12 protein-coding genes are annotated in these 13,770 nt (G+C 71.5%); 10 read left to right on the forward strand and 2 right to left on the reverse strand.

Annotation, left to right across the window (positions count from 1 at the left end):
* Positions 1-5: 5 nt before the first annotated feature.
* Genes ACIBCK_RS20270 through ACIBCK_RS20300 form a run of 7 tightly spaced genes read left to right on the forward strand, consistent with a single transcriptional unit; the run spans position 6 to position 5,990 of the window.
* Entirely contained in the window at positions 6-527 is a 522-nt protein-coding gene (locus ACIBCK_RS20270) for a cupin domain-containing protein (protein WP_399391996.1), read from the forward strand.
* Positions 520-1,290 (forward strand): SDR family oxidoreductase, encoded by a 771-nt coding sequence (locus ACIBCK_RS20275; RefSeq protein WP_399391998.1) that lies wholly within the window; start codon positions 520-522, stop codon positions 1,288-1,290. The genes ACIBCK_RS20270 and ACIBCK_RS20275 overlap by 8 nt, the downstream gene beginning before the upstream one ends.
* 19 nt (positions 1,291-1,309) lie before the next feature.
* Positions 1,310-2,095 (forward strand): SDR family oxidoreductase, encoded by a 786-nt coding sequence (locus ACIBCK_RS20280; RefSeq protein ID WP_399391999.1) that lies wholly within the window; start codon positions 1,310-1,312, stop codon positions 2,093-2,095.
* 13 nt (positions 2,096-2,108) lie between these two features.
* Positions 2,109-3,764: a thiamine pyrophosphate-binding protein gene (locus ACIBCK_RS20285; RefSeq protein ID WP_399392001.1), complete on the forward strand. Its 1,656-nt coding sequence runs from the start codon at positions 2,109-2,111 to the stop codon at positions 3,762-3,764.
* A gap of 13 nt (positions 3,765-3,777) precedes the next feature.
* A complete protein-coding gene (locus ACIBCK_RS20290) occupies positions 3,778-4,713 on the forward strand; it encodes a PDR/VanB family oxidoreductase (protein ID WP_399392003.1) in 936 nt (311 codons plus the stop codon).
* Between the two features lie 18 nt (positions 4,714-4,731).
* Positions 4,732-4,956: a recombinase-like helix-turn-helix domain-containing protein gene (locus ACIBCK_RS20295; protein WP_399392005.1), complete on the forward strand. Its 225-nt coding sequence runs from the start codon at positions 4,732-4,734 to the stop codon at positions 4,954-4,956.
* Between the two features lie 5 nt (positions 4,957-4,961).
* A complete protein-coding gene (locus ACIBCK_RS20300) occupies positions 4,962-5,990 on the forward strand; it encodes a Rieske 2Fe-2S domain-containing protein (protein WP_399392007.1) in 1,029 nt (342 codons plus the stop codon).
* 25 nt (positions 5,991-6,015) lie between these two features.
* Here ACIBCK_RS20300 and ACIBCK_RS20305 read toward each other — a convergent pair whose 3' ends face one another.
* On the reverse strand, positions 6,016-6,558 hold the full coding sequence (locus tag ACIBCK_RS20305) for a MarR family winged helix-turn-helix transcriptional regulator (protein ID WP_399392009.1): 543 nt from the start codon (positions 6,556-6,558) through the stop codon (positions 6,016-6,018).
* Positions 6,559-6,740: 182 nt separating this feature from the next.
* On the opposite strand from ACIBCK_RS20305, the gene ACIBCK_RS20310 reads away from it, so the two are divergent.
* The 3 genes from ACIBCK_RS20310 (at position 6,741) to ACIBCK_RS20320 (ending at position 10,568) form a co-directional block, all read left to right on the forward strand.
* Complete coding sequence (locus ACIBCK_RS20310) at positions 6,741-7,412, forward strand: FadR/GntR family transcriptional regulator (protein ID WP_399392011.1); 672 nt, start codon at positions 6,741-6,743, stop codon at positions 7,410-7,412.
* Between the two features lie 140 nt (positions 7,413-7,552).
* On the forward strand, positions 7,553-8,599 hold the full coding sequence (locus ACIBCK_RS20315; RefSeq protein WP_399392013.1) for a PAC2 family protein: 1,047 nt from the start codon (positions 7,553-7,555) through the stop codon (positions 8,597-8,599).
* A 154-nt stretch (positions 8,600-8,753) separates the two neighbouring features.
* Positions 8,754-10,568 carry a S8 family peptidase gene (locus ACIBCK_RS20320; protein ID WP_399392015.1) on the forward strand — a complete coding sequence of 605 codons (1,815 nt, stop codon included), beginning with the start codon at positions 8,754-8,756 and terminating at the stop codon, positions 10,566-10,568.
* A 67-nt stretch (positions 10,569-10,635) separates the two neighbouring features.
* On the opposite strand, the gene ACIBCK_RS20325 is transcribed toward ACIBCK_RS20320, so the two are convergent.
* A complete protein-coding gene (locus tag ACIBCK_RS20325; protein ID WP_399392017.1) occupies positions 10,636-13,698 on the reverse strand; it encodes an NPCBM/NEW2 domain-containing protein in 3,063 nt (1,020 codons plus the stop codon).
* Positions 13,699-13,770: the final 72 nt, after the last annotated feature.

The raw sequence follows: 13,770 nt of genomic DNA on the forward strand, positions 1-13,770 counted from the left end.
CCTCCATGCCTCTGACCACCACCGAGTACGACAACGGCGGCGACCTCGGCAAGTACACCGACTCGCTGATCGCCACCAAGGAGTCCCGTGTCGCGGACTTCAGCACGCTGTCCTTCCAGGAGAAGGCGGGCCCGCAGTACCGCCGCGGGCAGATCCGGTACGTCGGCTCGGGCGCGACCGGCAACCACGAGAACGACAGCCGCATCCTGCCGTCCGGCGGCTTCACCTTCTCCAACATGCTGCTGCCGCCGGGCGCCGAGGGCCCCGAGCACACCCACCACGACGTCGAGGAGGCCTTCTTCGTCCTGGAGGGGCAGGTCAAGGTGGGCATCCACCGGGGCTCCGAGGAGGCCGAGTACCGCACCCTCGGCTACCGCGACATGATCGTCGTCCCGGCGGGCGTGGCGCGCTCCCTGAAGAACGAGGGCGACACCGACGCGCTCTTCTGTGTGGTCATCGGCACGCAGAAGCCGCAGGTGCCGACCTACCCGGAGCACTCGCCGATGCACGGCGTCACGCGTGACTGACGTCCCTGCCGCTGACGTCCCTGCACCTGATGTCCGTACGGTCGTCGTCACCGGGGCGGGCCGTGGCCTCGGCCTTGCCATGGCCCGCCGGGCGGGCGAGGACGGCTTCCGGGTCGTCGTCGCCGAGGTGGACGCGGTGCGGGGCGGCGAGGCCGCCGCGGAGCTGTGCGCGGAGGGCCTGGACGTGCACTTCGTACGGTGCGATGTGGCGGACCCGGCTTCGGTGAGCGAACTCGCCCTGACCGTACGTGACTTGGGTCCGCTGTACGGCCTGGTCAACAATGCCGCTCTCGCCAACGGCGTCGGCGGCAAGGAGTTCCAGGACATCGACATCGAGGTGTGGGACCGCCTGATGGCCGTCAACGCCCGCAGCCCGTGGCTGGTCGCCAAGGCCCTCCACCCGCTCTTCGGCTCCCCCGGCCGGATCGTGAACATCGCGTCGGACGCGGCCCTTTACGGATCACCGCGCCTCGCCCACTACATCGCGTCCAAGGGCGCGGTCATCGCGCTGACCCGGGCGATGGCGCGCGAGCTGGGCGACAAGGGGATCACCGTGAACGCGGTGGCGCCGGGGCTCACGGAGGTCGAGGCCACCGAGACGGTGCCGGCCGAGCGGCACGCGCTCTACCGGGGCAACCGGGCGATCTCGCGCCCGCAACAGCCGGACGACCTCGTCGGGTTCGTCTCCTTCCTCCTCTCCGAGGAGTCCCGCTATCTGACCGGACAGGTGGTCGCCGTGAACGGCGGCTTCACCATGAACTGACGTAACGGAGCTTCGAGTTATGGATCTGGGCCTCTCCGACCGGACCGTCCTGGTCACCGGCGGCAGCTCGGGTGTCGGCCTGGCCACGGTCCGCGCCCTGCTCGACGAGGGCGCGCGCGTCGCGACCTGCGGGCGTGACGCCGACCGTCTCGCGAAGGCGGCTGCGGGACTCGGCGGCGGCGACCGCCTCCTGACGGGGGTGTGCGACGTGCGCCACGCGGATGCCGTACGGGAGTTCACCGAGCGCGCGGCCGACACCTTCGGCTCGCTCGACGGGCTCGTCAACAACGCGGGGCAGTCCCGCATGAAGGGCCTCGACGAGTCGACCGCCGAGGACTGGCGCGACGAGCTGGAGCTGAAGTTCGCCGGTGTCCTGAACCCCCTGCACGCCGCGCGCCCGCACCTGGCCGCGTCGGACGCGGCGAGTGTCGTGAACGTCAACGCGGTCCTCGCCAAGCAGCCCGAGCCGCGCCTCATCACCACGAGCGCGGCCCGCGCGGGCATCCTCAACCTCTCCAAGTCCCTTGCCACGGAGCTCGCCCCGGAGGGCATCCGCGTCAACTCCGTCTGCCTCGGCCTGATCGACACCGGTCAGTGGACCCGCCGCCACGCGGCAGCCGATTCGGGTCTGTCGTACGAGGAGTGGCAGGCGGAGCTGGCGGCGGACCGCGGCATCGCGCTCGGCCGGCTGGGCCGCGCGGAGGAGGTCGCGTACGCGATCGTCGCGCTGCTCTCGCCCCGCGCCTCGTACACCACCGGCACCAGCATCGACGTCTGCGGCGGCGTAGGCCGCGGCATCCTCTGAGGAGCTCACTCCCATGGCACCCACTCACTACGCCACCGGCGGCGATCTCCTCGTCGCCGTCCTGCGGGAACTCGGCATCGACACGGTCTTCGGGATCGTCAGCGTGCACAACCTGCCGTTGGTCGAGGCGGTGGACCGGGAGCTGCGTTTCGTCCCGGTCCGCCACGAGGCGACCGCGGTGAACGCCGCCGACGCCTACGGCCGTGCGCGCGGCTCCCTGGGCTGCGCGCTCACCTCGACGGGCACGGGCGCGGGCAACGCGGCCGGAAGCCTGGTCGAAGCACTGAGCGCGGGCACGTCCGTCCTGCACGTCACGGGCCAGGTGGAAACGGAGTACCTGGGCAGCGGCCGAGGCTTCATCCACGAGACGAAGGACCAGCTGGGGATGCTCCGGGCGGTCTCCAAGTACGCGCAGACGGTGACGTCCACGGACACGGCGGCCCACATCCTGCGCAAGGCGGCCCAAGCAACCCTGACGGCCCCGGCCGGCCCGGCAAGCGTGGAGTGGCCGGTGGACCTGCAGTACGCGGCACAGAGGGATGCGGGGGGCCGGGCCCAGATCGGCTCAGCGGTCGTGTGTCCCGCGGGCGGTTCACTTCCCGCCGAAGGCGATCTCGTCGCCGCTCAGGCCCTCCTGGCCAAGGCCAGGCGCCCCCTCGTCTGGGCCGGCGGTGGGGCCACCCGGGCTCGGGACGAGCTGGCCGAGCTGCTGCGCGTCACCGGTGCCGGGCTGCTCAGTTCCAACTCCGGGCGGGGGGCCGTGCCCGAGGATCATCCGCAGGTGATCGGGAACTTCGCGACCACCCCGGTCTGCCGTGCCCTCCTCGCGGACGCTGACCTGCTGGTGACCGTCGGCACGCACTTCCGGTCCAACGAGACCGCCGACTACGGGCTCGTGCTCCCCGATGCGCACATCCAGATCGACATCGACGCCGCGGCCCTCGGCCGCGTGTATCCGGCTCGGCACGCCCTGCACGGGCACGCGCCCGAGGTACTCGCGGCCCTGCTGCCGCACGCGCGCCCGGCCGAGGAGGGGTGGACCCGGCGGGTGGCCGCCGTCCGCGAGGACGTCCGTGCCACCCTGCACGACAACATCGGTCCGCAGGCAGCGATCTGCGACGCCATCCGCGCCGCGCTGCCCCGCGAGGCCGTCGTGGCCCGTGACGTGACCATCCCGTCCAGCAGCTGGGGCAACCGGCTCCTGGAGATGTACGACCCCCGCGACAACGTCTTCCCGCGCGGTGGCGGCATCGGGCAAGGCCTCGGCATGGGCATCGGCGCGGCGCTCGCCCGGCCCGACGCACCCACCGTCGTCCTCGCAGGCGACGGCGGCCTCGCCGTCCACCTGGGCGAACTGCTCACGCTCGCCCAGGAGCGGCCCCGGCTGACCCTGATCGTCTTCAACGACGGCGGGTACGGCGTGCTCCGCAACATGCAGGACCGCTACAGCGAGCGCCGCTCGGGCGTCGATCTCGCCACCCCCGACTTCGAACTGCTCGCTCGTGCCTGCGGGTTGCCCTACGCCCGGATCGCCGCCGAGGACCACGCGCTCCCGGTGATCAGCCACGCCGTCGCCTCCGACGGGCCGACCCTCGTCGAGGTCGACCTGGCGCGCCTGGGCCCGATGAAGAACCCGTTCACCCCGCCCGTCAAGATTCCCGGCCAGTGAGGAGGCCTTCTCCATGAACGAGAGCGAACTCACGCTCCTTGTGCGCCGCATGACCTGGGAAGCGGACGGAGTCCTCTCCGTCGAGCTCACCCACCCCGACGGCAAGCCGCTGCCCGCCTGGACCCCCGGCGCGCATCTCGACCTGCACGCGGGCGGCCACGTACGCCAGTACAGCCTGTGCGGGGATCCGCGGGACACGTCCGCGTACCGGATTGGCGTCCTCAACGAGGCTTCCTCACGCGGCGGTTCACGGCACGTGCACACCGCGCTGCGGCCCGGCCAGAGCGTCACCGTCTCCGAGCCGCGCAACCACTTCGCGCTCGAGGACGCGCCCGGCTACCTCTTCATCGCGGGCGGCATCGGCATCACCCCGCTCCTCGCCATGGCCCGCGAGGCCGCCAGGCGCGGCGCCGAGTGGCGCATGGTCTACGGCGGGCGCAACCGGGGGTCGATGGCCTTCACCGATGACATCGCCGCCCTGGGCGGTGACTTGACCCTCGTGCCACAGGACGAGCTCGGTCACATCGATCTCTCCGCCACGCTCAGCGATCTGCCCGAGCGCACGCTCGTGTACTGCTGCGGCCCCGAGCCCCTGCTCGCCGCCGTGGCGGCCGTCGCCCCGGCGGACCGACTGCGCGTGGAGCGGTTCACCGCGCCCGTCGCGGAGCGGACCGGTGACGAGTCCGCGTTCGAGGTCGAGTGCCGCCGCTCCGGCGTGACCCTCTCCGTCGGCGAGGACACCTCGGTGCTCCAGGCCGCCGAGGCCGCGGGCCTGAGCGTCAACAGCTCCTGCCAGGAAGGCATCTGCGGCAGCTGCGAGACCCGGGTGCTCGACGGCACGCCCGACCACCGCGACTTCCTGCTCAGCGAGGCCGAGCACGCCGCGAACGCCTCGATGATGATCTGCGTCTCGCGCTGCGCGTCCGGCCGTCTCGTCCTCGACCTGTAATCCCCACCGGAGGCAACAGTGACCACCCCCTGGCCGTACCTGAACGTCCACCAGTCCCGGACGCACGAGCCGACCCCCTATGAGTACAAGCTCGCCGCCACCCTCGAAGAGGTCTTCACCAAGGATGGCCACGAACTCGCCGACGTCGTACGCGGCTTGAACGCCCGTCAGGTGCACGCGCCCGACGGCGCCCCGTGGACCGAAGAATCCTTCCGTGCCGAGATGAACCGACTGGGAGCGTGACCCCGATGACCACCCTGACTCCCCGCGTCGGCCCCACCGCCTCCGCCGACCACATCTACGCCACCGGCCTGCGCAACCAGTGGCACCCCGTCGTCCCCTCGGACTTCGTCGCCCCCGGCGCCATGCGCAAGGTCACCGCGCTGGGCGAGCAGTGGCTGCTCTTCCGCCGCTCCGACGGCGCCCTGTCGATGCTCGCCGACCGCTGCCCGCACCGCGGGGCGCCCCTCTCCCTGGGCAAACACCTCGGTGACCGGGTGGCCTGCTGGTACCACGGCGTGGAGATCGAGACCGACGGCACGGTCTCCTCCGTACCGGGCCTGCCCGGCTGCAACCTGGAGGGCAAGAAGCTCGTCACGACGCTGCCCGTGCGGGAGATCGGCGGAGCGATCCTCGCGTACTTCGGCGACGAACGGCACCCGGAGCCCGCCGAACTGACACTCCCCGAGCCGCTCACCGACCCCGACGTGGACGCGATCCTCTGCTACGCGGAGTGGGACGGACCGTGGCGGTTCGCGGTGGAGAACCTCCTCGACCCGATGCACGGCGCGTTCCTGCACCACGAGTCGCACACGATGTACGACGGCGACACCACCGCCAAGTTCCGCATCCGGGAGACGGACCGCGGCTACTTCTTCGAGAAGACCGACCAGCGGGGCGTCAACTTCGACTGGGTGGAGCTGTGCCGCACCGGCGTGGACTGGGTGGACCTCACCATCCCGTACCCGCCGTCGGCGGGCCCCGGCGGCCCGTTCGGGATCGTCGGCATGGTCTGCCCGGTCGACGAGAACCGCACCGGTGTCTTCTTCTGGCGCTACCGCCGCGTGCAGGGCTGGCAGCGCGACACCTGGCGCTTCCTCTACAGGACCCTCATCGAGGAGCGCCACTGGCAGGTCCTCGAACAGGACCGGGTGATGCTGGAGGCGATGCCCGCCGACGCCGACCAGCGCGAGAACCTCTACCAGCACGACCTGGGCGTGGTCCGGCTGCGCCGGATGTACCGCGCGGAGGCGGAGGCTCAGGCCGCTGGCGGGTAGGGCTCAGGCCGCCGGCTCGTAGAGCTCAGGCTTCCGCTTCCCGGGGTTCGTCGGAGTCGGTGATGGACCGCTCCAACTTCGACATCAGGCGCGCCAGTTGGCGGCATTCGGCCGGGGAGAGACCGCCGAGCATCCGGCGTTCGTTGTCGAGATGCTCGGCGAACACCTCGTCGATCTTGACCAGGCCCGTATCGGTGAGCCGCGAGTAGACGACGCGGCGGTCCTCCGCGTCGCGCTCGCGCACGATGAGACCGTCCTTCTCCAGACGGTCGATGCGCAGTGTCACCCCGGCCGACGAGACGAGACCGGAGTCGGCGAGCTGGCCCGCCGTGAGCCGGTAGGGCGCCCCGGCCCTGCGCAGCGCGGTCAGCACGTCGAACCCGGCGACCGCGAGGCCGTGCCGCTCGATCGCCGCGGTGAGCCTGGTGTTGTAGCGCAAGAAGGTCCGGTGCAGCCGCGCGAGAACCTCCAGGGGCGCGGTGTCGAGATCCGGCCGTTCCCTCGCCCAGTCCTCGATGATCGACGCGACCGCGTCCCGCTGGGGTCCCGCCGACTTCTTCCCGGCCATGTGCCGTAGCCTCCCTCTCGCCCGTCCCCCGGGCAGTGCCGTCCCGCGGTCAGTCACGGAGATCTTAGAAACCTTAGCCCTGAGAGAAGTACGGATTCGCGGGACCACGTGCACGACAGCGCTGGGACACGACATACTCGTGCGATACATCGGATGTCTTCTGTCTTGCGAGGCGAGGTCCCATGGCTGTCACCGACGAGGCCATCGAAAAGATCAAGGGCATGATCGTCTCCGGCGCGCTGCGTCCCGGCGACCGGCTGCCCAAGGAGAGTGAACTCGCCGCCGACCTGGGCCTTTCACGCAACTCACTGCGCGAGGCGGTGCGTGCCCTCTCGCTGATCCGCATCCTCGACGTACGCCAGGGCGATGGTACGTACGTCACCAGTCTGGACCCGCAGCTCCTGCTCGAAGCCCTGAGCTTCGTCGTCGACTTCCACCGCGACGACACGGTCCTGGAGTTCCTCGCCGTGCGCCGCATCCTGGAGCCGGCCGCCACGGCGATGGCGAGCGCCCACATCACCGAGGCCGAACTCGACGTGCTGAGCGCCCAGTTGGACGCCCTCGGTCCTGCGCCCTCGGTGGAGGAGCTGGTCGCCTGCGACCTGGAGTTCCACCGCGGCATCGTGCAGTCGTCCGGCAACTCGGTGCTCTGCTCGCTCCTCGACGGCCTCTCGGGACCCACCACCCGGGCCCGCGTCTGGCGCGGCCTCACCCAGGAGGACGCCGTGAGCCGCACCCTGCACGAACACCGCGCGATCCTCACCGCACTGCGCGACCGCGACGCGGAGGCGGCCAGGTCATGGGCGACGGTGCACATCGCGAGCGTGGAGCAGTGGCTGCGCTCGACGCTGTGAAGCAGGGCCGCCGAGGGAGTGTGCGGGCCTCCCGCGGGGCAATGATCCATCCATCGCGGCCCGCGCAAGGGGGCTGCGGAGGGACCCGCCGGACGCCGTAAGGTTGGGGCGTACGTAAAGGACGTCGGAAGGAGGCCTGGGTGATCGAGCTCGAGGGGGTACCCGAGCTGGTCGACCCGGTCATGGTGGCCGCGTTCGAGGGCTGGAACGACGCCGGCGACGCCGCCTCCACCGCGGTCGCGCATCTCGACAAGGAGTGGAAGGGCGAGGTCTTCGCGGCGCTGGACGCCGAGGACTACTACGACTTCCAGGTCAACCGCCCCACGGTCTTCCTGGAGGGCGGCGTCCGCAAGATCACCTGGCCGACGACCCGGCTCTCGGTGGTCCGTGTGGGCGGTGACAAGCCGCGCGACCTCGTGCTGGTGCGCGGGATCGAACCGTCGATGCGCTGGCGGTCGTTCTGCAACGAGATCCTGGGCTTCGCCCATGAGCTCGGCGTGGAGCTGGTGGTGATCCTGGGCGCGCTGCTCGGTGACACCCCGCACACCCGCCCCGTCCCGGTCAGCGGCGTCACATCCGACCCGGACCTGGCCCGCACCATGGACCTGGAGGAGACGAAGTACGAGGGCCCGACGGGCATCGTCGGCATCCTTCAGGAAGCCTGCACGCACGCGGGCGTCCCCGCGGTGAGCCTGTGGGCTGCCGTACCGCACTACGTCTCCCAGCCGCCCAACCCGAAGGCCACGCTGGCCCTCCTGAACCGCCTTGAGGACCTCATCGGCCTGCGCATCCCGCAGGGTGACCTCGCCGAGGACGCACGCGCCTGGCAGGTGGGTGTGGACCAGCTGGCGGCCGAGGACAGCGAGGTCGCCGAGTACGTCCAGTCCCTCGAAGAGGCGCGGGACACGGCCGAGCTGCCGGAGGCGACCGGCGAGGCGATCGCCCGCGAGTTCGAGCGCTATCTGCGGCGGCGCGACGGCGGCGGTCCTCCGCAGCCCGGCGGCCACGCCACTGAGGGCGGCGACGCGGTCCCGTACCTGCGCGACAGCACGGGCGGTGACCGCACGCGGCCCCCGAAGCCGCAGACGCGCCCGGACACGGAACCGGGCGCCGGGACGGGCACGGGAGCCGGACCGGACGAGGAGAGCGGCGGCGAATCCGGACCCGCTGATTCCTCCGAGGACTGATTCGGGACAATCCGAGGACTACGGCACGAAGAGCGGCACGGGGCGGCATTCTTAGGGATGCCGCCCTTCTTTCGTTCGGCTCATGGCCGCTTTCGTTCGGCTCATGGCCGCATCGAGGCGGGGCATCACCTCCCGGACGAATTGCGGTGAAGCGATGACCGACCAGGTAGAGCCGGCAGGGGGCCCGGGGGCCGGTGCCCCCGGACCCGACGGGGCGGGATTCACCTACCGCGCGTCCGAGCAGGAGCTGATCGTCGTCGCACGGCCGGAGGCCCGGCTGCGCGCCCAGGCCGAGGGCGTCCGCTCGGCGGCGGGCTCCGACGTGTCCGCCCTCAACACGTTCCTCAGTGCTGAACAGCTCGTCCTGGAACCGCTGTTCGGCGACGAGGAGCGGCTGCGCCCGGCGGCCCGGCAGCACACCGCGTCGGATGACGGCGACGGCCTCCCCGAGCTGGCGCTCTTCTACCGCGTGCGCGGCGGCGAGAGCAGGGCACAGGAGCTGCGCTCGCGGGTGGCCGCGCTGCCGGGGATCGACACGGCGTACGTCAAGCCCGGTGCCGTACCGGCGTCGCTCGGCTCGACGGACCGGCCGCAGCCCCCGCCGCAGCGCCAGTCGGGTCCGTCCGGGACGCTCCCGCCCGGGTCCCCCGACCTCGGCGAGACCGGCCGCCGCAAGGAAGGCGCCCCCGTCACCCCCGACTTCACCGCCCGCCAGGGCTATCTGCGCCCCGCGCCCGACGGCGTCGACGCGCACTGGGCCTGGCAGCGGCTCGGCGGTTGCGGCGAGGGCATCACGGTGATCGACGTCGAGGGCGCCTGGCAGCTGGGCCACGAGGACCTGACCGGCAAGCTCGCCGGCGTGGTCATCGGCACGCCCGTCCAGGACGTGGCCTGGCGCAACCACGGCACCGCGGTGATGGGCGTGATCGGCGGCGACCGTACTTCCGCGGGCATCACCGGCATCGCGCCCGAGGCCATGACCTCGGCGGCCTCCGTCCAGCCTCTCGGTACGGCGGCCACGATCCACGCGGCGGCGCAGCGGCTCGGCCCCGGCGACATCGTGCTCATCGAACTGCACCGCCCGGGACCGCGGTTCGGCTTCGAGCCGCGCGACGACCAGCGGGGTTACATCGCCCTGGAGTGGTGGCCCGACGACTACGCGGCGATCCGCCACGCCACCGCGCAGGGCGTCATCGTCGTCGGGGCGGCGGGCAACGGCGCGGAGTCCCTGGACGACTCGGTGTACGAGCGCGGGCCCGACGAGTTCCCCGCGTGGTGGCGCAACCCCTTCAACCCCGCCCACCGGCCCTCGCGCGCCGTCCTGGTCGGCGCGGGGGCGCCGCCGCCCGGCACCCACGGCCGCGATCACGGCCCGGACCGCTCGCGCCTCGGGTTCTCCAACTACGGCGCCCGGGTGGACGCACAGGGCTGGGGCCGTGAGACGACCACGACCGGCGGCGCCTGGAACCAGCCGGGTGACCTTCAGGGCGGCGAGGAAGAGAGCGCCTGGTACACCGACACGTTCTCCGGCACCTCGTCCGCCTCGCCGGTCGTCGTCGGCGCCCTGGCCTGTCTGCAGGGCATGTTGAAGGCCGCGGGCCGGCAGCTGATGACGCCGGACCGGGCGCGTGAGGTGCTGCGTTCGACGGGTTCGCCGCAGCAGGACGCGCCGGGCCGCCCGGCGTCGCAGCGGATCGGCAACCGCCCCGACATCAAGTCGGCGGTGGCCGGCCTGCTGCCGTCGGCGGTGGGCTCGGGCCGGGCCGAGCGCTACTGGGACGAACTGCTCCCCTACCCTCCCGAACTCCCGCCGCGCCTGCGGCTGTTCGTCGCCGGGGAGTGGCGCAACCTGAACGAACCGTCCCCCGACGTCCGCCAGGCGGTGCACGCGGCCTTCGCGACGGGCCACCCCGACGTACGCGTCTGGTTCTCGGACGACGAGGTCGTCGGCCTGGTCGTCACGGGCTGAAGCGTTCGCGTGCGGCATCCGGGCGCGGTTCCTTCGCCCGGATGCCGCTCCCTGCCGGTGAACCGGCTTACGCGCAGTGGAACTTCGCCGCTGCCCAGTCCCCGTGGTCCCCGCTCTTGGAGCCGTTGGTGTCGGTCACCTTCAGTTCCACGTGCCGGGCCCCGCTGACGTCGACGTCCACCGGCACGGTCGCCGAAGCGCCCGTCACCTCGGGCGAGGTCCACAGCACCTTGCCGTCGGCCTCGACCGAGAACGCCACCTCTCCGTAGCCGTTGATCTCGTCGTCGATGCCCGCGTCGGCGGTGAACTTCGAGCACGTGCCGCCCGTGTACACCTCGATCGCGGAGTCGGCGTGGGTACCGATCCCCTTCTCGTACGTCGTGCCCGCGAGGGTCAGCGTGTGGCCGTCATCGGCGCCCGACTCCCCGTTGCTCCGGTCGCGTTCGGCGGGGCCGTAGCCGTTGGCCGACTTGAGCCACACCATGTCGCTCGCCCAGGTGTCGGCCGTCGGCGCCGGAGGCATCACGGCGACCGCGACGCGCTGGACGGCGGTGCGGTCCTGGCCCGCCGCGCGGTGGCGGGCCGTCGCGGTCAGCGGCTGTTCGCCGGGTTCGGCGTCCTTGGGCGGAGTGACGGTGACCTCGACGCGCCGGGTGGTGCCCGCCTCGACGCGGCCTGCGTGGGCGGTGCCCGCGGTCCAACCCTTCGGGACGTCAAGGGTGACATCGACGCCGGTGGCGTCCCGTGTCCCCGCGGTGACGTCGACGGCGACCTTGCCCGCCGTCCCCGCGCCGAGCTCCTGTCCCGCGGGGGCGTTCAGCGTGGCGCTCGCGCCGGGCACGGCGCCCCCGACCGCGCTGGTGTCGTCGAGCTCGATCTCGAACGCCCGGTCCGTGCGGAGCGCCGGCGTCTTCACCTTGACGACACCGCCCCGGTCGTCCCGGTCGTAGAACCAGCCCTGGGACGCCTTCTCGTACGCCGCCTTCGACGTGAACCGCGGCAGCCTGTCGCCGCCCAGCTCCACGCGGCTCGGCGCGTCACCGGTGTGCAGGGTGAAGGCGTAGGGCCGCTTGGTCTGCTTGCCGCTGAACTCCCCCTTGCTCGCGCCGATCCGCACCCGCACGTCGCCCGCCCCGGAGCGGGGCGCGTCGACGTCGGCACGCTGGGTGGCGTACTTGCCTGCGCGGTGCTGCCGGGTCTCGCCGTCGTCCTCGTACAGCTCGAAGGAGGACCTGCCCTGGGGGTAGATGTCCCAGGCGAGCGGCGAGTCGGCGGTGCGGTCCTTGTAGGACCTGATGCCGCCGGGCCACATCGGCACGGTGGCGCCGCCCTTGACGAAGAGCGGCAGGGTGTCGAGGGGCGCGCTGTAGTTGTCGACGGTGGTCGGACCCTGGTAGGTGCGGCCGCTCCAGTAGTCGGTCCACGTGCCCTTGGGGAGGTAGATGCCGTCCCGCACGGTCGTGTCCTGGTAGACGGGCGCGACGAGGAAGTCCTCGCCCGCCAGGAACTCGTACTTGGCCGCGTCGGTGGCGGCCTTCGGGTCGCCGGGGTATTCGAGGGCCAGCGGGCGCACGGCGCCGACGCCCGTCTTCGTCGCCTCGTGGCCGTATGAGTAGAAGTAGGGCAGCAGCGACTCGTGCAGCTTCAGGTACGTGCGGTTGATGGAGGTGTACGGCTCCCCGTACCGGAAGGGCTGCTTGTCGGTGGCCGCCCAGCCGTCCATCGTCATCGTGACGGGCAGGAACGACTTCCACTGAAGGTCGCGTACGTACGTCTTGGCGCTGCCGCCGAAGATGCCGTCCACGTCACCGGTCGTGTAGGCGAGGCCGGACATGGTCGCGCCCGCGTACGTCGGTATCTGCCAGCGGATGTACTCCCAGCTGCCGCTCTGGTCGCCCGACCACTGCACTCCGCAGCGCTGGGCGCCCGACCAGCTCTCGGGGGCCCAGGTGAAGCCGCGGGCGTCGCTGTTGTCCTCGATGCCCTTGTAGGCGTCCTTGCAGCCGTCGAGCGCCTTCTTGTAGCCGTCGCCGACCCAGGCGACGTCGAGCTTGGCGACGCGCTGGCCCGCCCTGACCTGTTCGGCGATCTTGTCGAGGCCGTCCTCGGTCCACAGGCCGAGCTGCATGTCTCGGTCCTGGAGCCCCTTGGCGGTCTCGGCGAGGTCTTCGTAGCCGCAGCCGTAGCCGTCGTTGACGAGCATCCAGCCGTTGGGCATGTCGTGCTTCAGATACTCGTCGGCGATCTTCAGGGAGTCCAGGGTGTGCCGCTCGCCCTGGTTGGCGTTGTGGAGGTAGCAGTCGGCGTCACCGATCTCCAACCCGTAGATGGGCGGCAGGAAAGGCTTCCCGGTGAGCTTCGTGTACTGCCCGATGACGTCCTTGGCGGCGTCGCTGCCGCGCCCCGCGAAGTAGTAGGCGTCGAAGCGCTGTTCCTTGGCGGTGGCCGTCACCGGCTCGGCGAAGTCGTAGGTGTTGGGGGCGTAGGTGTTCCGGAAGACTCCGTAGCCCTCCGAAGACAGGTAGAAGGGCACGGAGTTGGGATGGCCCCCGTCGTCCCAGTTGTAGTCGACGCTCACCTCGACCTTCTTGCCGCGGTGCGAGGTGTTGCCGCGCCCGTTCTGCATTCCGGCGCCGTAGTACTGCTCGTCGGCGCCGCGGGCCAGGCTCTGTGTGGTGGCGTCCTTCGTCCAGCTCAGGCCCTTGGACTCGGCCCAGACCTGGGTGCCGTCGGCGCGGTACAGGGCGAAGCGCAGCGGTGACTTGTAGGCGCGCAGGGTCACTTCGGAGGTGCTGAGTTCGTACCGGTCGCCCTTGTCGGCCCACTTGGTGCGGGGCGGTTCGCCCTGCGGCAGGACGATGTCCTTGCCGGTGGGGTCGGTGAAGTCGCCCTCCGGGGCGAGTTCGAGCCGGAAGGTCTCCTTCGACACGAAGCTGACGCGGGCCTCGGCCGTGCCCGCCGTGAGGCGGTAGACGGAGCCGTCGGCGGTGAAGTCCGTGACGTCCCCGACCGTGGTCGCGGGATCGTCGGCGGCCTGCGCGGCGCCGCCACCGGGGCCGGCGAACACCGCGAGGAGGCCGAGCAGGGCGGCGGCGACGGCCGCCCGTCTGAAGCGGGTGGGTGATCTCATGGCCGGTGGTCTAGCGCGTCAACGGGTGTCATGGCCATGGACTTTGATGGGCCGCTCCCTGGATTTCCGGGA

The organism is Streptomyces sp. NPDC051218 (assembly GCF_044455475.1).
Lineage (GTDB): Bacteria > Actinomycetota > Actinomycetes > Streptomycetales > Streptomycetaceae > Streptomyces.